We start from the raw sequence: 19,894 nt of genomic DNA on the forward strand, positions 1-19,894 counted from the left end.
CTTCATCGGAACCAGTGCTGCCTCAGGAACCAGCCGACGATCCCGACCGCCATTGCCGCGCATACGCCGACCACGCCCCAGAACGCCCATGGCGCGTGCGCAAACGGGATGCCGTTCACGTTCATGCCGAGCAGCCCCGTCAGAAAGGTCAACGGCAGGAATACCAGCGCGACGATCGAGATCAGTAGCGCGCGCGTGTCGATCATCTCCGCGCGCAGGTCGGTGATCTGCTCGTGCATCAGCGCGGCGCGCTCGCGGATGCTCTCCAGCTCCTCGGCCATGCGCGCGAACCGGTCGGCGGATTCCGTCAGATGCAGCCGGTCGTCGGGTTCCAGCCAGTCGCACTCGAGCATCGACAGCCGCTCCAGCGCCTGGCGCTGCGGCGCGACGAAGCGGCGGTACTGGATCGCCCTCGCGCGCGTCGCCGCGATCGCGCGGCGCAAGGTGAAGGTCTTGCTCGCGTCGAGCATCAGCTCGCATTCGTCGAGCTGGTCGCCCAGCTCGGCCACGTCGGGGTCGAGATGGCCGGTGATCAGGTGTGCGAGCATCGAGACGAAATCGCCCGGGTCCTTGACCTTGCCGGCCTTGAACGCGTCGCACAGCTCCGGCAGCGCTCTCATCGTGTAGCGCGCGACCGAGACGACGCAGCCGCGCCCTGTCCAGATGCGGATCGACACGAGCTCGTCCGCCTCGGGCTCGTCCTGCAGTGACAGGCCGCGCAGGTTGACCAGCGCGCCCTCGCCCATCGGGTCGCAGCGCGGCCGCGTCTCCAGCGCGGTCAAAGCACCGACGACTACGTCATTGAGCTTCAACTGCTCCGACAGGAACGGCTCCGTCGCCGGGTCCTTCTGATCGAGATGGATCCAGATCAGCCGCGCATCGCCGTTCGCGCGCGCGGCTTCGGCGAGCGGAACCGGATGTACCGTCCCCGCTCCGTCGACATAGGCGAATTGCTTCATTCTTCCCCCATGGACAGGTCCACCGAAAGGCCGCGCGCCGAGGGCCATGGCGGCGCGTCGCATGCGATGCGCGGCGCGTCGGCGCGTGCACGCTCGAGAACAGCTGCTGGCACGTCGGGACGAAAATAGACCCGATCGGCCTGGCCGAGCAGACGTGCTTCGCGGATGGTGAGATCGTCCGGATCGGCGGATCGCAGCCGAACCAAATGTATCTCCCGCTCCGGCTTCACGTGCAGGCTATCAAGCCAGAAGGGATCATCCAGTCGGGGTTCGTCGAGATCGAGCGCTCCACCAAAACCCAGAGCCGATGCGATCGCCAGCCGGCGTTCCATCGGATCCGGAAAAGCTTGCCTGAGCTGTTCGCGCGCGTCGCGTAGCAGGATCGCGAGATCGCCGAGCTTTGGCGAGAGCAACGTTTCAAGTCGCTGGCGAAGGGCGGCGGCGAGCCCGGCCGACGCACCGCCGGTGCCGATCGCGACCAGCACCGGGTCGCGCTCGACGATGGCGGGCAGGGTGAAGTCGCACAGATCCGGCCGATCGACGGCGTTCACCAGAATGCCGCGCGCCTTCAGCCTGGCGACAGCGAGGTCAGGATCGGCGAGCGCAACTATGGCAAGGGCCGCTTCGGCTTCTTCGCCGACGATCTCGGCCCCGGCGCGTTCGAGCAGCCGGCGCTTGGCTTCCGCAGCCTCGTCGTCGCCCAGCATGATCACCGGCCGGCCCTGGAGGCGGAGAAAGATGGGAAGGCTATGCACCGCAGCCTCTTACCCGGTTTGGCCTGCGCTTAGGAAGCTAGTCGGCCAGCCACTCCGGCACGCGCTCGGCGTTCATGATCGTGTCCGCACCGATGCGATCGGCGACGACCGCGAACCGGTCGCCGTCCACCATCACCTCGGGCACCAGCGATCGGCTGTTGTAGGTGGAGGCCATCGTCGCCCCGTAGGCGCCGGCCGTGCGGAAGATGGCGAGGTCGCCGCTACCCACGCGATCGATCTCGCGGTTCATCGCGAACGTGTCGCCGGTTTCGCAGACCGGACCGGCGATGTGCGCGGTCATGCGCTCGCCGGATGGATGCACCGCTTCGAAGTGATGATAGGCGCCGTAGAGGGCGGGGCGGGCGAGGTCGTTCATCGCGGCATCGACGATCACATAGGGATGGGTGACGCCGGGCTTCACCCAGATCACCCTGGTCAACAGCACGCCGGCATTGCCGGCGATCACGCGGCCGGGTTCGAACATCAGCTCGACGTTCCATCCGCTCGTCACGCGCGCGACCATCTCGCCGAGATCGGCCGGCCAGGGAACGACCTCGCCCGGCCGGTAGCGAACGCCAAGCCCGCCGCCGAGATCAGCCCGGTCGACGGCGTGACCGGCCGCGCGCAGGTCGGCAATCAGCTTGCCGATGCGCGCATAGGCGGCCTCCAGCGGCGCGACACTGCTCAGCTGGCTGCCGATATGACAAGCGACGCCGCGCATCCTGAGGCCGGGCAGGGCGGCAAGGCGCGCGTACATCGCCGGCGCCTGGTCGATCGGCACGCCGAATTTGTTGTCGGCCTTGCCGGTCGAGATTTTCTCGTGGGTGCCGGCGTCCACGTCCGGATTGACGCGCAGCGTCGCGGACGCGCGCTGCCCCCGCGCATGCGCGAGCGCGGACAGGACGTGTCCTTCTTCCTCATGCTCGAGGTTGAACTGCCCGACCCCGGCATCGAGTCCCTGCGCCAGCTCGGCGGGCGTCTTGCCCACGCCAGAGAAGACGATGTCGTCCGCCGCCATGCCCGCTGCGAGCGCCCGCGCCATTTCCCCGCCCGAGACGATGTCCGCGCCGTATTCGGCCCGCGCGAGCACGCGCAGCACGGCGAGGTTCGGATTGGCCTTGACCGCGAACGCCAGGTGCACGCGGCCCAGTCCCTCAAGCGCCTCGCGGAACACACGCGCGTGTCGCTCCAGCGTCGCGCGCGAATAGACATAGACAGGCGTGCCGACCTCCGCCGCGATCCGCGCGAGCGGCACGTCTTCGGCGTAGAGCTCCCCGTTCCTGAGCTCGAAATGATCCATCAGTGCGGCGGCAGGTCGAAACGATCGTCGCGCCGCTCCTCGGATTGCTTCAGCAGCTCGTCGGAACGCTGCGGGCGCGCCTGGACCGATGGCGCCATCAGCTGGGTCGGCGTCAGCGGCGTCGCCTCCGCGGCCGGCTTGGGCGGCAGGCTCTCGCCGGCGGCGGGCGTCAGCTCCTTCTTGCCCCCGCATGCAGCAAGAACGAGGAGGAAGGCAGCTCCGGCCATGACTCGCTTCATTGCTCGTCTCCCATCCCGATCGCCGCCTTCGCGTCGGCGATCCGGGCGCGGACCTGATCGGGGGCGGTGCCGCCATGGCTGGTCCGCGACGCGACCGACGCACCGACACTCAGAACGCCGAAGACACGGGCGTCGATCCGGGCATCAATCGCCTGCAGCTGGTCGAGGCTGAGCGCATCGAGCGCCTTGCCGTCCTGCTCGGCCAATTTCACCGCACTGCCGACGATGTGGTGCGCCTCGCGGAACGGCACGCCGGCTTCGCGGACCAGCCAGTCGGCCAGGTCGGTGGCGGTCGAGAAGCCCGCTTCGGCAGCGTGCAGCATCCGGTCGCGGCGGAAAGTGATGCTGGCAATCATGCCGGTCATCGCCGCGATCGAGAGCGTCAGCAGGTCGTGCGCCTCGAACACCGGCATCTTGTCGTCCTGCATGTCCTTCGAATAGGCGAGCGGCAGGCCTTTCATCACCGTCATCAGCGCGACCAGGCATCCCTGGATACGCCCGGCATGGCCGCGCACCAGCTCGGCCGCGTCCGGGTTGCGCTTCTGCGGCATGATCGACGAGCCCGTCGACCAGGCGTCCGAAAGCTTGACGAAGCCGAACGGCTGGCTCGCCCACAGGATGATCTCCTCCGCCAGCCGCGACAGGTGCATCGCGCATGTCGTCGCCGCGAACAGATATTCGAGCGCGAAGTCGCGGTCCGATACCGCGTCCAGGCTGTTGTCGGTCGGTCGCTCGAAACCCAGCTCCTCGGCCACCGCGAAGCGGTCGATCCGGAAGCCGGTTCCGGCCAGCGCCGCCGACCCCAGCGGGCATTCGTTCAGCCGGTCGCGCGCATCCTCGAAGCGGCCGCGGTCGCGGTGGATCATCTCGAAATAGGCCATCAGATGATGGCCGAGCGTCACCGGCTGCGCGGACTGGAGATGGGTGAAGCCGGGCATGACCGTGTCGGCATGTTCCTCGGCGCGGCCGATCAGCACCGACTGGAACGCCGCGAGCGCGGTATCGATCTCGTCGATCGCGTCGCGCACCCACAGCCTGAAATCGGTCGCGACCTGATCGTTGCGCGAGCGGGCGGTGTGCAGCCGCCCGGCCGCCGGCCCGATGATCTGGGCCAGCCGGGCCTCGACATGCATATGGATGTCTTCGAGCGCGGGATCCTCGGGCACCCCTGCATCGGCATATTCGGCGGCGATCTGTTCCAGGCCGCGGTCGATCGCCTCGGCGTCTTCGGCGGAAATGATGCCTTGTGCAGCCAACATTGCGGCGTGCGCGCGGCTGCCCTGGATATCCTGCCGCCACATTCGCTTGTCGAAGCCGATCGAGGCATTTATCTCGCGCATCACCGATGCGGGCCCTTCTGCGAAGCGCCCGCCCCACATGGCATTGGAGCTGTCTGTGCGCCCGCTCACCGTTGCGCTTCTCCTCGGGACTGTGTTGATCGCGGGCTGCGATAGGCAAAGCGAGCCGCAGCCGCAAGCAAACGCGACCACGCTGGCCGAGCCCAAGGGGCCGGAGCCGACCGGGAAGCTGGACATCGCGCAGCGCGGCGCCGCGGCGCCTGCCGACAGCTTCCTCGATCCTGACGGCAAGCCGGTCACGCTGGCCGCCTTCAAGGGGAGGCCCGTACTGGTCAATCTCTGGGCGACCTGGTGCGGGCCGTGCGTGCGCGAAATGCCCACGCTCGACCATGTCGCCGATCGCGCCGGCGACCGGCTGAAGGTGCTGACGGTCAGCCAGGATACCAAGGACGTCGATATCGGCCCGACCTTCACCAAAGGCGGGTTCAAGCATCTGGAGCGCTATCGCGATCCCGACAACAAGCTCGGCTTTGCCTTCAACACCGGCATGCTGCCGACCACCGTGCTCTACGACAAGGACGGCAAGGAAGTGTGGCGCGTGATCGGCGCGATGGACTGGAACGGCCCGCGCGCCAACACGCTGCTGGCGGAGTATATCGGCTAAAGGGTGGTGGACAGGGCTGGATTCGAACCAGCGTAGGGCGAAGCCCGGCAGATTTACAGTCTGCTGCCTTTAACCACTCGGCCACCTGTCCAGGTCGGCCCCGGGCAAAGCCGGGGCGAGCGGAGCGCGACGCCATGACGAACCGCGCGCGGCCTGTCAACGCAGCAAAGCCCGGTTGTTTGCGAGGCGCGGCCTGCTAAGCCGCGTCCAAAGCCAATCGGGGAGGTCCAATGCCTGTTATCGCCGCCATGCTGCTCGCCGCCGCGTCCGCCGCCGCTGCGCCGCCGGAAATGGTCAACCGGATCATCGACGAAGGCATGAACCACAGCGAAGTGATGGTGAATGCCGAATATCTGACCGACCATATCGGCAGCCGCATGACCAACTCGCCCGGCATGCGCGCGGCAGAGAAATGGACCCAGGGCAAGTTTCGCAGCTGGGGCCTCGCCAATGTCCGCGCCGATCCGTTTCCCTTCGGCCGCGGCTGGTCGATCATCTCGTCGAGCGTCAGGATGACGAGCCCGCGGCCGCTGATGCTGACCGCGATCCCGGTCGCCTGGACGCCGGGTACCAACGGCGCGATCAGCGCTCCGATCGTCGTCGCGCCAATGAAGCGAGAGCGCGATTTCGACCAGTGGCGCGGCAAGCTCGCCGGGAAGATCGTGCTGATCTCCATGCCTGGCGACGGCGATGAGCCGGACAAGCCGGCCTTCCGCCGCCTGGGCGACGAAGACCTGGCCAAGCTCAACAAGTTCCAGGAGGAGACTTACGATCCGGAGAAGGTCGCCAGGCAGATCCGCCGCGCCGCGTTCGACGCCAAGCTCGACGCGTTCCTGAAAGCCGAAGGCGCGGTCGCCTGGGCGCGCAAATCCTACCGCGATGGCAAATTGGTTTCGGGCGAAGGTTATGCGTTCGGCACCAATGAGACGCCGGCGCTGCCGGGTGTCGAGATCGCGGCAGAGGATTATCGCCGCCTCGCGCGTCTGGCGAAGACTGGCGACGCGCCGGTTCTGGAGATCGCGAGCGACGTCCGTTTCGACGATTCGGATACGAACGCCTACAACATCATCGCCGAGATTCCGGGCACCGACCCAAGGGCCGGCTATGTGATGGCGGGCGCGCATCTCGACAGCTGGGCCGCCGCCGACGGCGCCGCCGATAATGGCGCGGGATCGGTCGTCATCATGGAGGCCGCGCGCATTCTTTCCCGGCTCGGCGTCCGGCCGAAGCGGACGATCCGCTTCGCGCTCTGGGCAGGCGAGGAGCAGGCCCTGCTCGGCAGCTGGGCCTATATGAACAAATATCTGGGCAGCTGGCCGGCCGACGCGCCGGGGCTGAACGGCAACCAGCTCTATTATGCCCGGATCAATGCCCGGCCGTTCACCCCGAGCGCCGGCTATCGCGACCTGGTCGCCTATTTCAACATCGACAACGGCTCCGGCAAGCTTCGCGGCCTCTATGCCGAGAACAATGTCGCCGCGGTGCCGATGCTGAAGGACTGGCTGGCGCCGTTCGCGTTGATGGGCGCGGGCACCGTCGCGATCCGGCGCACCGGCGGCACCGACCATGTGTTCATGCAGCAGGCCGGCATTCCCGGATACCAGTTCATTCAGGACCCGCTCGACTATGGCAGCCGCATCCATCATTCGAGCATCGACACCTACGACCATCTGAAAGGCGAGGACATGCGCCAGGCCTCGGTCGTGCTCGCCGGCCTGCTCTACGAAGCGGCGACCAGCGACAAGATTCTGCCGGCGATGCCGATCCCGACCAAGCCTGCCGTCACCGATCCGTTCAAGTACGAAGACCTGGACGATGCGCAGAACTGACGGGCGCGGGCACCGGCCGTCGAAGGGCGCTTCGGGGCGCCCGCGCCTGTGGGGGCGGCACGCGGTCGGCGCCGCGCTCGCCAATCCCAAGCGGCGCGCGGTAAAGCTCTGGGCGACGCGCGACGCGGCGGGGCGGATGAACCTGTCGACGGGGCTGCCGGTCACCTTCGCCGATGCCGCGGACCTCGGCCGGCTGGTGCCGCAGGACGCGCCGCACCAGGGGCTGGTGCTGGAAGTCGAGCCGCTGGCGGACGTGTTTCTCGATGAGTTGCTCGGGGAGGAAGGCAATCGCCCGCTGCTGGTGCTGGACCAGGTGACCGACCCGCACAATGTCGGCGCGATCCTGCGCTCGGCCGCGGCGTTCGACGCACTCGGCATCGTCACCCAGGACCGGCACAGCCCGCCCGAGTCTGGAGCGCTCGCGCGCGCCGCCTCGGGCGCGCTGGAGACGGTGCCGTGGGTGCGCGTCGTGAACCTCGCGCGTGCACTGGAGGAGATCGCCGAAGCCGGCTTCTGGCGGATCGGCCTGGCCGGCGAGGCCGACCGGCTGCTGCGGGACGCGCTCGGCTCGGCCAGGATCGCGCTGGTGCTGGGGGCGGAGGGGGAAGGCCTCAGGCCCAATACCGCGACGCATTGCGACGAACTCGCGCGACTTCCGATCTCGTCCGCGATAGAAAGCCTGAACGTCTCGAACGCGGCGGCGATCGCCCTTTATGCGGTCGCCACCCGAAGCTGAGGGGGGGTGACATGGGGGCTTGGTTCAGGCTGGCGGCATTGCTCGCCCCGCCGCTGTTGCTGGCCGGATGCCTGCTGATGCCGGGCAAGTTCGCGTCGAAGCTGACGATCAATGCCGACCGCAGCTTCAGCTATGCCTATGCGGGCGAGGTCTATGCGCTCGATCCGCAGCCCAGGGTCGCCGATTCCTCCGGCAAGGACGCGCCGCCCGACCCGAAGCAGAAGGCGGAGCAGGAAACCAGGAACCGCGCGATCGCAGAGGCGCTGTCGAAGGAGGCGGGCTATCGCTCCGTGCGCTATCTCGGGGACGGCAAGTTCCTGATCGACTATGAGATTTCAGGCCGCCTCGACCACAATTTCGTCTATCCTTTCAATCTCGACGCGCAGGCGATCGTGCCCTTCATCGCCGTCGAGCTGCGCGCGAACGGCACCGTGCGCGTGAAAGCGCCCGGCTTCGCCAACGACAGCAAGGACCAGGCCGGCCCGATGAGCGGCATGGGCGACGATTCGGGCGCGAAGCTGGACGGCAGCTTCGTCCTCGACACCGACGCGGAGGTCGTCAGCACCAATAACGAGGAAGGTCCGCAGGCGGCGGGCGGGCGCAAGCTGCTGAGCTGGAAGGTGACCCCGCTGACCCGCGACGCGCCGACGGCGGTGCTGCGGCTCAAATAGCGTCAATCCTCCTGCGCGATTGTCACCCGCAGCCCGTCCAGCGCTTCCGTGAACGGAATCTGGCACCCCAGCCGCGAGCTTCCGTCGCGATGGTCGCTCGATTCGAGCAGGTCGTTCTCGTCCTCGCTCATCTTTGGCAGGCGCGGCAGCCATTCCTCGTCGACATGGACGTGGCAGGTCGCGCAGCTGCAGCAGCCGCCGCAGAGCGCCAGCAGCTCGTCGAAGCCGTTCTCGCGGATCACTTCCATCACCGACAGGCCGACATCCCCGTCGACCGCCCGTTCGCTCCCGCCCCTGGTGACCACGACGAGCTTCGGCATTTGCGTTCCCTTTCCGTTCAGCCTAGCGAGAGGCTTTGGACTGCCGCCTAACGGGCGGGAGCGGGAAGGGTCAAGGATGGGTCTTTCGGCCGAACAATTGAAGGCGTCGCTGGACGCGCTGGCCACGATCGAGCCGGTCTTCGCCGAAGCCCTCGCCCGCGCCGGCTATCCGGAGCCGCGCATTCGCGAGCCCGGCTACGAGACGCTGCTGCGCACGATCGTCGGCCAGCAGGTCAGCGTCGCGGCTGCTGCATCGATGTGGAGCAAGCTCGAAGCCGCGCTCGGCGACACGTCCAACCCGCAAAACCTGCTCGATGCGTCGGACGAACAGCTCCGCGCGGCCGGCTTGTCGCGGCAGAAGAGCGGCTATGCGCGCAGCCTTGCCGGGCTGGTCGTGTCGGGCGAGCTGAACCTGGAGCATCTGCCGGAGGACGACGAGGAAGCGATCGCCGCGCTCACCCGGATCAAGGGCATCGGCCGCTGGTCGGCGGAAATCTACCTGCTGTTCGCCGAAGGCCGCCCCGACATCTGGCCCGCCGGCGACCTGGCGGTGATGCGCGAAGTCGGCACGCTACTCGGCCTCCCAGAACGCCCGGACGAAAAGCAGACCCGCGAACTCGCCGAAAAATGGCGCCCCCACCGCGGCGCCGCCGCGATCTTCGCCTGGCACCACTACAAGATGGTGGCGATCTGAGGCGTGCCGAAGGTCTGGGATAGGTGGTTCGCGGACCGATCACCTCTCCCATAGGGAGAGGTCGAGTCAGCGCTTGCGCTGACCGGGTGAGGGGTTGGACCTCTCCACGAAGTCCTGGTCCCCTCACCTCGCTCGCGGCGGTGCCGCGAGTCGCCCTCTCCCCATGGGAGAGGGCCGCAAGGGGGGTCGAAAATTCGACCTGGCACGAGTTGATCCGAAGCGAGGGCCGATGCTGATCGTGCGTGGGGTTGAGCGGGCGGGCGAAGCGCCTAAAGCTTGAGGCGATGACTCAGGCCCCCGAAGTGCCGCTGATCGAGCGGGCGAAATTGTTCGGCAATCCCGTTAAGTCGCAGGGGAAGATCAGCCCCGACGGGCGCCGGCTCTCCTGGCTTGCCCCGCACGACGGCGTGATGAACCTGTGGTTGGCGCCCGCGTCCGATCCCGCCGACGCGCGGCCGATGACGGCGGAGAAGGCGCGGCCGATCTCGCAATATCTGTGGGCTGCCGACAGCCACGCGCTGCTTTACGTGCAGGACAAGGAAGGCGACGAGAATTTCCTGCTCTACCGCGTCGATGTCGAAAGCGGCGCCGATGCCTGCCTGACGCCGTTCGAGAATACGCGCGTCGTGATCGTCGGCACGTCGGTGACCAAGCAGGACCGCTTGCTCGTCGGCCTCAACAACCGCGACCCGCAGTGGCATGACGTGTACGAGCTGAACTTGGCGACCGGTGAGCTGGCCGAGATCATGCGCGGCGACGGCTTCGCGGGGTTCCTCGCCGACGACTCGCTGACTCTTCGCATCGCCGTCCGCCCCAATGCCGAGGGTGGCATGGATTTCTTCCGCATCGAAGCGAACGAGGTCGCTGCCGAGCCGTTCGCGGCGACGACGCTCGAAGACGCGATGACCACCCAGCCGGCCGGCTTCACCACCGACGGTGCGACGCTCTACTGGATCGACAGCCGCGGCCGGAACACCGCCGCGCTGATCGGCGAGGACATGACGACGGGCGCGCGCACGGTGCTGGCGGAGGACCCGCGTGCCGATATCGGCCATGTCCTCGCCCATCCGGCGACCGGCGTCGTGGAGGCCTATGCGGTCAACTACCTGATCCAGGAATGGATCGCGCTGGACGCCGGGATCGGCGCGACGCTCGACCGGCTGAAGGCGCTGCTGAAAGGCGATATCGAGATCAGCTCGCGCACGCGCGACGATCGCAAATGGACGGTCGCGGTCGATCCCGTCACTGGCCCGCCCGCCGTCTATCTTTACGATCGCGACCAGGACGAACTCGACCTGTTCTACGTCTCGCGGCCGGAGCTGGAGCACGCGCCTTTGGTGCCGATGCACGCGGTCGAGATTCCCGCCCGCGACGGGCTGACGCTCGTCTCATACCTGTCGCTGCCCTACATGGCCGATGTGAAGCGGGGCGGCATTCCCGATGCGCCGCTGCCGATGGTGCTGCTGGTGCATGGCGGGCCATGGGCGCGGGACCGCCACGGCTACAATCCCTATCACCAATGGCTCGCCAATCGCGCCTATGCGGTGCTGTCGGTCAACTTTCGCGGCTCGACAGGGTTCGGCAAGGCGTTCATCTCGGCCGGCGACCTCGAATGGGGCGCAAAGATGCACGACGACCTGATCGACGCGGTTCAATGGGCGGTCGGCCGCGGCATTGCGCAAGCCGACCGGGTCGCGATCATGGGCGGCTCCTATGGCGGCTATGCGACGCTTGCCGGCCTGACCTTCACGCCCGATGCGTTTGCATGCGGCGTCGACATCGTCGGCCCGTCCAACCTGGAGACGCTGCTGCAGACGATCCCGCCTTATTGGAAGCCGGTGGTCGAGCAGTTCCACCGGCGGATGGGCAATCCGGAGACGCCCGAGGGGCTCAAGCTGCTGCGCGACCGATCGCCGCTGCACAAGGCGGACCGGATCGTGCGGCCGCTGCTGATCGGCCAGGGCGCCAACGATCCACGCGTCAAGCGGGCCGAATCGGACCAGATCGCCGCCGCGATGAGCGAGCGGAACATTCCGGTCACCTATGTGCTCTTCCCCGACGAAGGGCATGGCTTTGCCCGGCCGGAGAACAACATCGCCTTCAACGCGATCGCGGAAGAGTTCCTCGCGGCCAATCTCGGCGGCCGGTGCGAGCCGGCGGGGGAAACGGTTGCGGCGTCGACCGCGCAATTCCTCGCGCAGGCGCGGTAACCGTGAATCTGTTGGTAACGGCGTTCGGCCGCCGCTATCGGGGGCGCGCCAGCTAGGGTGGTTACATGAAGATTGCGATGATCGGGTCGGGCTATGTCGGGCTCGTATCCGGGGCCTGTTTTTCCGACTTCGGGCATGACGTGGTCTGCGTCGACAAGGACGCATCGAAGATCGCGGCGCTGGAAGCCGGGCGCATGCCGATCTTCGAGCCAGGACTTGACCAGCTCGTCTCCAGCAACGTCAAGGCCGGGCGGCTGTCGTTCACGACCGACCTGCAGGCCGGAGTCGCCGGCGCCGACGCCGTGTTCATCGCGGTCGGCACGCCGTCCCGGCGCGGCGACGGCCATGCCGACCTGTCCTACGTCTTCGCCGCGGCGAAGGAGATCGCGCAGGCGGCGGACAAGCCGTGCGTGGTCGTCACCAAGTCGACAGTACCGGTCGGGACCGGCGACAAGGTCGAGGCGATCCTGAAGGAAACCCGCCCCAATTTCGCCTGGGCGGTGGTGTCGAACCCGGAATTCCTGCGCGAAGGCGCCGCGATCGGCGATTTCAAGCGGCCGGACCGGATCGTCGTCGGCACCGAAGACGCGAAGGCGCAGGACGTGATGCGCGAAATCTATCGCCCGCTCTATCTGAACGCGGCGCCGATCCTGTTCACCGGGCGGAGGACCGCCGAGCTGATCAAGTATGCCGCGAATGCCTTCCTTGCGACCAAGATCAGCTTCATCAACGAGCTGGCGGACCTGGCCGAGCAGGTCGGCGCCGACGTCAAGGACGTGTCGCGCGGCATCGGCCTGGACAACCGGATCGGGTCGAAGTTCCTGCATGCCGGCCCGGGCTATGGGGGATCGTGCTTTCCCAAGGACACGCTCGCGCTGCTCCGCACGGCCGAGGAATATGGCACGCCGCTGCGCATCGTCCACGCCACGGTGGAGGCGAACGATCTGCGCAAGGAAGCGATGGGCCACAAGGTGGTGGCGGCGCTGGGCGGCACCGCCCGGGGCAAGCGCGTCGGCTTGCTGGGCTTGACGTTCAAGCCCAACACCGACGACATGCGCGATGCCCCCGCGCTCGACATCGTCCGCGTGCTGCGCGAAGCGGGCGCGGAGATCGCAGCCTATGACCCCGAAGGCATGGAGCAGGCGCGGGCGGCCCTTGGCGAGCTCGACTATCGGCACAATCCCTACGACGTCGCGGCCGGGGCCGATGCGCTCGTGCTGGTGACGGAATGGGATGCGTTCCGCGCCCTCGACCTGAAACGGCTGGCGGAGTCGATGCGGACGCCGGTGCTGGTCGATCTGCGCAATGTGTACAATCCCGCCGAAGCGGAAAAGGCCGGCCTGACCTATCATGGCGTCGGCCGCGGCGTCGCCGGAGCGGAAAGCCCGCTCGAGCAGAAGGTCGCTTGATCCACGGCAGCGGCGGGGGCCGCTCATGAGCGTCAGCCGGAACGTCACCTACAATCTCATCGGATCGGTCCTGCCGGTGCTGCTGGCGCTGGTCACCGTGCCCGTCTATCTGCACCTGGTCGGGTCTGACCGGTACGGCGTGCTGGCGATCGCCTGGCTGTTGCTCGGTTATTTCGGCCTGTTCGACCTGGGCCTGGGACGGGCGACGACCTACAGCATCGCCGCGCTGAAGGATGCCGACCCGCAGGAGCGGGCGGACGTGTTCTGGACCGCGATTTTCACGAACATCGCGATGGGCGTGGTCGGCGGGCTGGTGTTGTGGGCGGCCGCTGACTTCTTCTTCGACCAGGTGTTCAAGGTCGATCCGCGGCTGCGGCCGGAGATCCTCGCCAGCGTGCCGCTGCTGGCGCTGGCGGTGCCGATCGCGACGTTGAACGGCGTCCTGACCGGCGCGCTGATGGGGCGGGAACGCTTCCTGGAGATCAACACCGTCTCCGTGCTGTCGACCAGCCTGTTCCAGATCTTCCCGATCATCGTGGCCTTTGTCTGGGGACCCAATCTCAGCCAGCTGCTGGCGGCGGCGGTGGCGGCGCGGGCGATCGGCATCGCGGCGCTCTGGTGGCGCTGCCACGTGTCGATCACGCACGGGCAGCGGCACCGCTTCGTCCGTGCGCAGGCGCGCGAACTGCTCGGCTATGGCGGCTGGGTGACGATCACCGGCCTGTTCGGCCCGATCCTCGTCATCCTCGACCGCTTCGCGATCGGTGCCGTGCTCGGCGCGACCGCGGTCACCATCTACACGCTGCCGTTCCAGCTGGCCCAGCGGATCACGATGTTCCCGCAGGCGATGGTGTCGGCGCTTTTTCCGAAGCTGCCGACCGCCAGCGTGGAGGAGCGCAGCGCGCTCGGCGACAAGGCGGTCCGCGTGCTGCTCGCGGCGATCAGCCTGCCGATCCTGGGGATGATCTACGCCCTCCATCCGTTCCTCGACTTCTGGGTGGGGACAGAGATCGGGCCGCAATCGTCGGACGTCGGCACGCTGATCGTGCTCGGCTACTGGGCGAACGCCTTCGCGATCGTGCCCTACAGCTGGATGCAGGGCGCCGGCCGGCCGGACCTGGTGACCAAGGTGCTGCTGGCCCAGATCCCGCCTTATCTGGCGCTGCTCTATTTCGGCATGAAGGAATTCGGCCTGATCGGCTGCGCGGCGGTGTTCGCGTTCCGCTGCTCGGTGGACTTCATGATGATGTGGTGGGCCGCGCGCCGCAATTTCCGGCCCGTTCCGCTGATCGCGACGGTCGGTGCGCCGCTGCTGGCGGGCGTCATCCTGTCCAATTGGCTGAGCTACCGTGAGCCCTTGTGGTGGCTCAGCGGCCTGGTGCTGGCGGTCGTGGTGGCGCTGCAATGCTGGCGCATCGCACCGCCGGAGCTGATCGAGAAAGCACGGACGCTGCTGCAGGCCCGCTTTCCGCGCCTCGCCCGCAAGGCGCGCTAGCCGCCGCCCAGGCGGATTCCGAGCCAGAGCGTGCGCGGCGTCGCCCGCTCGATCACGCCATCGGCCGAGACGGCCGCCTCGACACGCGTGTCGGTCAGGTTCTCGGCCCTCGCCTCGATCGCCAGCCCCTTTCGCACCGGCACCAGCAGCCGCGCGTCGAGCGTCAGCGCGTCCGCCAGGCGGCGGCTGTTCTGGTCGTCCTCGAATTGGCTGGAGATGTAGCGGACCGTTGCCGACGCCTGCAGCAAGCGGCCGGTCCAGCCCAGCGAGCCGGAAGCGGCATGGCGCGGCGTCTGCGCAGGCCGCAGGCTATCAAGGGGCGCGGCGATGCCGGAGGCCCGCACCCGCGCGTCGGTCAGCGCATAGGACGCGTCCAGCCGCCAGGGCCCAAGCGTCGCGGTCGCGTCCAGCTCAAGCCCGCGGGACCGGATCGCGTCCAGGTTCCGGCGCATGCGGAAAGAGCCGGCCGCGGACACGAAGCCGACGCCGGGGAAGTTGCCCGGCCCGCGGGCAATCGTGACGTTGGCGATCGCATCCTCGAGCCGGTTGTCGAACAGCGTCGCCCCGAGGCGGACGGCGGTGGTGGGCCGATACTCGATCCCGATCTCCGCGCCCTGCAGCCGCTCGGGCGAGAGGCCGGCATTCGCGGCAGTGGCGTCGGCGCCGACGCGGAACGGACGATAGAGCTCGTTCAGTGTCGGCAGCCGCCAGCCGGCATAGGCGGCGGCGCGCAGCGTCAGCGTGTCGGCGGCGCGCCAGGCGAGGCCGGCGCGGCCGGTCGGTTCCCAGCCGCTGCGATCGGGGAAATGGCTGTCGGTCAGCGGCGCCGCGGTCGCGAGCGTCCGCTCATTGAGAAAGCCGTCGCGGATCGACCAGCGGTCGATGCGGCCGCCGGCGCTCAGCGTCACCGTGCCCGGCGTCCAGGACAGGTCGGCGAATGCGCCGACGGTGCTGCTGACGCCGCCCGCCAGGCGGCCGCGCGTGGGAGCGCCGTTGACGAAGGTGAACAGCTCTTCGGTGCGCCCGCTGGTGCGCCGCCAGTCGGCGCCCGCGCGCAGGTCCAGGTCCGGCCCGAGCGGCGGCGCGATCTCGACGCGTGCGCCAAGCCCGGTCGCCGGCGTGTTATACTGGTCGAGCACCTGGCTGGCGCCGCCCCGGTCGTCGCTGACCGAAGCGAACTGGCTCTGGAACGCGCGGGTCTGGAGATAGGCGAGCGCGGAGAAGCCCCAATCGCCGCGCCCGACCAGCCTCAGGCTCGCATCGGCCCCGTCGCTGCCGTTGCGGGTGAAGGCGGTGCCCCGCTCGCGGCGGTCGGTGAAGGCGAGGACATTGGCTTGCAGCTCGGTCGTGGCGTCGACCGGGATCACGCCGCGCGCGGCGACACTTGCCTGCTCGTAGGGCGCCGAGCGGTCGGCAGCGCCGCGCTGGCCGGCGACGATCGGCACGAACCCGTCGCCGCGCGCATAATCGGCCGAAAGCGTCGCAAAGCCCCCGCCCAGCCGCGCGCTGGCCGCCGCGTCTGCCTCGACCGCGTCGCGGCTGCCATAGGCCAGCCGGGCCGACAGCGGCGGCAGCTGGTCCGGCCCCGCGCTCGACAGCTCGATCGTGCCGGCGAGCGCGCCGGGCCCGAACACGCCGCTGCCGCCGCCGCGCGTGACCCGCACCCCGCCGAGCCGCTCGGGCGCATAGGCGGGGAAAGCGACCCAGCCGCCGAACGGATCGGCCTGCGGCACGCCGTCCAGGACCAGCAGCGCCCGGCTCGCGGCATTGCCGCCCAGCCCGCGCAGCGTCACACCCTGGCTGGTCGGATTGGCCGAACGCGAATCCGAGCGGCGGAATTGCTGCAGCCCGGCGACGTCCGCCAGCACGTCCTCCAGCCGCCCGCTCGCGCTCGCCTCGATCCGGGCGCGGTCGATCGCGACCACGTCATAGGCGGCTTCGCCCGGCGCTTCGCTCAGCCCGCGGCCGGTGACGACGATGTCGGACGCAGACGCGGCTGCAAGGAGGGACAGCAACAGCATCAGGGATCAGGCCTGCACCCGGTCCGGGTGCGCGGCGGCAAACGGCTCCAGATCCTGCAATGCGGAATCGATCCGCACCAGCGTGGGGAAGGCGCCCAGGTCCAGCCTGAAGCGGCGCGCGTTGAACATCTGCGGCACCAGGCAGATATCGGCGAGGCCGGGATCGTCGCCGCCCAGATAGCGGCCGCTGCCCTCCGCCATCCGTTCCAGCGCGGCAAAGCCTTCGCGGATCCAGTGCCGGTACCAATCGTCGCGCGTGTCCTGGTCGGCACCGAGCTTGTCCTTCAGATAGCCGAGCACGCGCAGGTTGTTGAGCGGATGAATGTCGCAGGCGATCAGCAGCGCCTGCGCCAGCGCCCGGGCGCGCCGCGCGGGATCGGCGGGCAGGAATGCGGGCTCGGGGAAGCGCGCGTCGAGATAGTCGAGGATCGCCAGCGACTGGGTCAGCTGATGGCCGTCGATCTCCAGCGTCGGCACGAACCCCTGCGGGTTGCGGGCAAGGTTGTCGGCGCCGCGCTGGGTTCCTTCGAGCAGGGGAATGTCGACGCGCTCATATTCGACGCGCTTCAGGTTCAGCCCGATCCGCACGCGATAGCTGGCCGAGGACCGGAAATAGTCGAACAGGCGGATCATCCGAGCACCCTTCCTGCAACAGCATCCAGCTTCGCGACCAGCGCGGGATCGCGCGCCTCGGGCGCGGTGACCAGCGCCACGTCCAGGCAGGTGTCGATCGGGCTCGGGTCGCGGTTCGGCGGAAGCAGCCGCGCCAGCTCGACGACCGTCTGCCGTGCCAGGCCGGCATTGCCGTGCATGACCCGCATCACCTCTGCGACGTCGACATGCGCTTCGTCGGAGCGCCAGCAATCATAGTCGGTCACCATGGCAACCAGCGCATAGGGCAGCTCCGCCTCGCGCGCGAGCTTTGCCTCGGGCATCGCAGTCATGCCGATCACGTCGGCGCCCCAGCCGCGATACATATGGCTTTCGGCGCGGGTGCCGAATTGCGGGCCCTCGATCGCGACATAGGTGCCGCCCTCCGTCACCGGCGCGCCGGCCCTGCCCGCGGCGGCGGCGGCGAAGGCGGCGAGGCGCGGACAGACCGGGTCGGCCATCGACGCATGGGCCACCAGCCCGGGGCCGAAGAAGCTGTTCGGCCGCGCGCGGGTGTTGTCGATGAACTGGTCGACGACAACGAAGCGGCCGGGCGGCAGCTCTTCCCTGAGCGAGCCGACCGCGGACAGCGCGATCAGGTCGGTGCAGCCGACCCGCTTCAGCGCGTCGATATTGGCGCGGTAGTTGAGCTGTGACGGGGCGGCGCGATGGCCGCGGCCGTGGCGCGGCAGGAAGGCGAAGCGGATGCCGGCGATGGTGCCGGTCAGAGGCTGGTCGGACGGCGCGCCCCAGGGCGTATCGACCGTGCGCCACCGCGCGTCCTCAAGCGCGTCGATCGCGTAGAGCCCCGACCCGCCGAGAACCCCGATGCACCACTCCCCCATGTCCCGCTCCCATCCGGGCCCGCCGAGGCCCCCGCTTCCTGCCGGGCAGCGTTAGGAAGCGGGGGCGGGTTCGACAAGCGGCTCCGGCCGGGAGCCGGTCATCGGGTCAGTAGCGGCCGCAGACGCGGACCCGGCGCCAGCGGCCGCGCCAATCGTCCCACTGGCGCTCGGTCCAGCAGCGCCGCGGCGCATAATAGGAGCCATAGCCGTAGCCGCTATAGGGGCGCCCGTAATAGCCATAATTATAGGAGTAGGGCCGGCCATAATAGCCGCCGCCATAGCCGTCATAATAGCCGCGGCGCGAATTGGACGCGAGCGCCGCGCCCACGGCCAGGCCCAGCGCGCCGGCGCCGATCGCCAGAGCGGTGCGGTCGCCGCGGTGATGGCCGTAATAGCGGCCGCGATATTGCGCCTCGGCGGGGCTGGCGGTCGCGACCAGGGTCGCGCCGGCGATCAGCCCGGCGGTGATTTTCGTCGAAAGCTTCACCCTCTGTCTCCTTCGAAAACACATGGAACCGACGCGGAGCAGGACGCTCCGGTTCCACCGTCCGCCTTGTGCCTAAGTCCATATGAACCAAGGCGGAACGGCGCGTTCAGGAAAGGGCCTCCGCGAAGCGGCGAAGGCCGTTGGCGAGGTCGGCGATCAGGTCGTCGGGGTCCTCCAGCCCGACATGCAGCCGCACCAGCGGCCCTTCGGCCGCCCAAGGCACGACGGTGCGCATCCGCTGCGGATCGGCGGGGACGACGAGGCTTTCGAAGCCGCCCCAGCTGTAGCCGATGCCGAACAGCTCCAGCGAATCGATCATGGCCGCGCGCGCGGCGTCGCCGCCGCCGTTCAGCACGATCGAGAACAGGCCGGACGCGCCGGAGAAGTCGCGGGCCCACAGCTCGTGCCCAGGACAGCCGGGCAGGGCCGGGTGCAGCACGCGGGCGACCTGCGGCTGTTCGGCCAGCCAGCGCGCGACCTTGAGCGCGTTCGCCTGGTGTTGGGCGAGGCGGACGCCCATCGTCCGCAGCCCCCGCGATCCGAGCCAGGCGTCGTCGGGCGCCGCGTGCTGGCCGAGCTGGTAGGTCGCCTGCCTGAGCCTCGCCCACGCGAAGGGCGCCGCCGTGACCGACCCCAGCATCGCGTCGGAATGGCCGACCACATATTTGGTGCAGGCGAGGATCGACAGGTCGACGCCCTTTTCGATCGCGGGGAAGTAGAGCGGGGTGGCCCAGGTATTGTCGAGCAGAGTCGTAGCCCCGCGCGCCTTCGCGGCCGCGCAGATCGCCGGCACGTCCTGCACCTCGAAGGTTAGGCTGCCGGGGCTCTCCATGAACACCGCGCGCGTGTTGTCCCCGATCAGCCCGGCGATTCCGGCGCCGATCAGCGGGTCGTAATAGCGCGTCGCGATGTCGAAGCGCTTCAGCATGCCGTCGCACAGGGCGCGGGTCGGTTCATAGGCGCTGTCGACCATCAGCAGCTCGTCGCCGGGCTCGAGCACGGCCAGCAGCGCCGTCGCCACCGCCGCCACGCCGGACGGGAAGAGCAGAGTCGCCTCCGCGCCCGGTTCGAGCTCGGTCAGCGCCTCGGCCAGCGACCATTGGGTCGGCGTGCCGCGCCGGCCGTAGAACAGCCGGTGGTGCGTGTCGTTCGGCCGCTCCTTCAGCTCGGCGACGCTGTCGTAGAGGATGGTCGACGCGCGCCAGACGGGCGGGCTGACGATCCCCTGCGTCCATTCGCTCCGCCGGCCGGCCTCGACCAGCCGGGTGGCGGGCTTGCGGGCGTTATCGGCCATGGCGTGCCCCGGGCCGC

General features: G+C 68.7%; 19 protein-coding genes and 1 tRNA gene. 8 read left to right on the forward strand and 12 right to left on the reverse strand.

Going from position 1 to position 19,894, the window contains the following annotated elements:
- Positions 1-2 precede the first annotated feature (2 nt).
- From GON01_RS13900 to argH, 5 genes are all read right to left on the reverse strand, one after another.
- Positions 3-959 carry a zinc transporter ZntB gene (locus tag GON01_RS13900; protein ID WP_157027964.1) on the reverse strand — a complete coding sequence of 319 codons (957 nt, stop codon included), beginning with the start codon at positions 957-959 and terminating at the stop codon, positions 3-5.
- Positions 956-1,666, reverse strand: coding sequence for a precorrin-2 dehydrogenase/sirohydrochlorin ferrochelatase family protein (locus GON01_RS13905; RefSeq protein WP_157028262.1), 711 nt, complete (start codon positions 1,664-1,666; stop codon positions 956-958). The genes GON01_RS13900 and GON01_RS13905 overlap by 4 nt, the downstream gene beginning before the upstream one ends.
- 85 nt (positions 1,667-1,751) lie before the next feature.
- A complete protein-coding gene (gene lysA / locus GON01_RS13910) occupies positions 1,752-3,014 on the reverse strand; it encodes a diaminopimelate decarboxylase (protein WP_157027965.1) in 1,263 nt (420 codons plus the stop codon).
- Positions 3,014-3,241: a hypothetical protein gene (locus GON01_RS13915; protein WP_232328851.1), complete on the reverse strand. Its 228-nt coding sequence runs from the start codon at positions 3,239-3,241 to the stop codon at positions 3,014-3,016. Before GON01_RS13915 ends, lysA begins: the two co-directional genes overlap by 1 nt.
- 8 nt (positions 3,242-3,249) lie before the next feature.
- Positions 3,250-4,632: an argininosuccinate lyase gene (gene argH, locus GON01_RS13920; protein ID WP_157028263.1), complete on the reverse strand. Its 1,383-nt coding sequence runs from the start codon at positions 4,630-4,632 to the stop codon at positions 3,250-3,252.
- A 52-nt stretch (positions 4,633-4,684) separates the two neighbouring features.
- Here argH and GON01_RS13925 point away from each other — a divergent pair, with 52 nt between their 5' ends.
- The gene (locus tag GON01_RS13925; protein ID WP_309503289.1) at positions 4,685-5,215 is read left to right on the forward strand and encodes a TlpA family protein disulfide reductase; all 531 of its coding nucleotides are present in this window, start codon (positions 4,685-4,687) and stop codon (positions 5,213-5,215) included.
- Positions 5,216-5,219: 4 nt separating this feature from the next.
- Here GON01_RS13925 and GON01_RS13930 read toward each other — a convergent pair.
- Positions 5,220-5,306 (reverse strand) — tRNA-Tyr (locus GON01_RS13930).
- 139 nt (positions 5,307-5,445) lie between these two features.
- On the opposite strand from GON01_RS13930, the gene GON01_RS13935 reads away from it, so the two are divergent.
- From GON01_RS13935 to GON01_RS13945, 3 genes are read left to right on the forward strand one after another with little or no spacing between them, the layout of a single operon-like run.
- Positions 5,446-7,044: a M20/M25/M40 family metallo-hydrolase gene (locus tag GON01_RS13935; RefSeq protein ID WP_157027968.1), complete on the forward strand. Its 1,599-nt coding sequence runs from the start codon at positions 5,446-5,448 to the stop codon at positions 7,042-7,044.
- Positions 7,031-7,780, forward strand: a complete 750-nt coding sequence (rlmB, locus tag GON01_RS13940) for a 23S rRNA (guanosine(2251)-2'-O)-methyltransferase RlmB (RefSeq protein WP_157027969.1) — start codon at positions 7,031-7,033, stop codon at positions 7,778-7,780. The genes GON01_RS13935 and rlmB overlap by 14 nt, the downstream gene beginning before the upstream one ends.
- Before the next feature lie 11 nt (positions 7,781-7,791).
- Positions 7,792-8,451: a hypothetical protein gene (locus GON01_RS13945; protein WP_157027970.1), complete on the forward strand. Its 660-nt coding sequence runs from the start codon at positions 7,792-7,794 to the stop codon at positions 8,449-8,451.
- A 2-nt stretch (positions 8,452-8,453) separates the two neighbouring features.
- Here the strand turns inward: GON01_RS13945 and GON01_RS13950 are convergent, their stop codons facing one another.
- On the reverse strand, positions 8,454-8,771 hold the full coding sequence (locus tag GON01_RS13950) for a 2Fe-2S iron-sulfur cluster-binding protein (RefSeq protein ID WP_157027971.1): 318 nt from the start codon (positions 8,769-8,771) through the stop codon (positions 8,454-8,456).
- Positions 8,772-8,847: 76 nt separating this feature from the next.
- Here GON01_RS13950 and GON01_RS13955 point away from each other — a divergent pair, with 76 nt between their 5' ends.
- The 4 genes from GON01_RS13955 to GON01_RS13970 all read left to right on the forward strand — a co-directional run bounded on the left by GON01_RS13955 (position 8,848) and on the right by GON01_RS13970 (position 14,579).
- Positions 8,848-9,465 carry a DNA-3-methyladenine glycosylase family protein gene (locus GON01_RS13955; protein WP_157027972.1) on the forward strand — a complete coding sequence of 206 codons (618 nt, stop codon included), beginning with the start codon at positions 8,848-8,850 and terminating at the stop codon, positions 9,463-9,465.
- A gap of 284 nt (positions 9,466-9,749) precedes the next feature.
- Positions 9,750-11,675 (forward strand): S9 family peptidase, encoded by a 1,926-nt coding sequence (locus tag GON01_RS13960; protein WP_157027973.1) that lies wholly within the window; start codon positions 9,750-9,752, stop codon positions 11,673-11,675.
- A 65-nt stretch (positions 11,676-11,740) separates the two neighbouring features.
- A complete protein-coding gene (locus GON01_RS13965; protein ID WP_157027974.1) occupies positions 11,741-13,084 on the forward strand; it encodes a UDP-glucose dehydrogenase family protein in 1,344 nt (447 codons plus the stop codon).
- Positions 13,085-13,109: 25 nt separating this feature from the next.
- Positions 13,110-14,579, forward strand: a complete 1,470-nt coding sequence (locus tag GON01_RS13970) for a flippase (RefSeq protein ID WP_181599988.1) — start codon at positions 13,110-13,112, stop codon at positions 14,577-14,579.
- On the opposite strand, the gene GON01_RS13975 is transcribed toward GON01_RS13970, so the two are convergent.
- The 5 genes from GON01_RS13975 to metC all read right to left on the reverse strand — a co-directional run bounded on the left by GON01_RS13975 (position 14,576) and on the right by metC (position 19,877).
- A complete protein-coding gene (locus GON01_RS13975) occupies positions 14,576-16,600 on the reverse strand; it encodes a TonB-dependent receptor (RefSeq protein ID WP_157027976.1) in 2,025 nt (674 codons plus the stop codon). The genes GON01_RS13970 and GON01_RS13975 overlap by 4 nt on opposite strands.
- Before the next feature lie 6 nt (positions 16,601-16,606).
- Entirely contained in the window at positions 16,607-17,233 is a 627-nt protein-coding gene (gene maiA / locus GON01_RS13980; RefSeq protein ID WP_157027977.1) for a maleylacetoacetate isomerase, read from the reverse strand.
- Positions 17,230-18,096, reverse strand: a complete 867-nt coding sequence (locus GON01_RS13985; RefSeq protein ID WP_157027978.1) for an S-methyl-5'-thioadenosine phosphorylase — start codon at positions 18,094-18,096, stop codon at positions 17,230-17,232. Before GON01_RS13985 ends, maiA begins: the two co-directional genes overlap by 4 nt.
- 106 nt (positions 18,097-18,202) lie before the next feature.
- Positions 18,203-18,583: a hypothetical protein gene (locus GON01_RS13990; RefSeq protein WP_309503293.1), complete on the reverse strand. Its 381-nt coding sequence runs from the start codon at positions 18,581-18,583 to the stop codon at positions 18,203-18,205.
- Between the two features lie 106 nt (positions 18,584-18,689).
- A complete protein-coding gene (metC, locus tag GON01_RS13995; protein ID WP_157027980.1) occupies positions 18,690-19,877 on the reverse strand; it encodes a cystathionine beta-lyase in 1,188 nt (395 codons plus the stop codon).
- Between the last annotated feature and the right edge of the window lie 17 nt (positions 19,878-19,894).

The sequence above is a fragment of the Sphingomonas horti genome, assembly GCF_009753715.1.
GTDB classification, from domain to species: Bacteria; Pseudomonadota; Alphaproteobacteria; order Sphingomonadales; family Sphingomonadaceae; genus Sphingomonas_B; species Sphingomonas_B horti.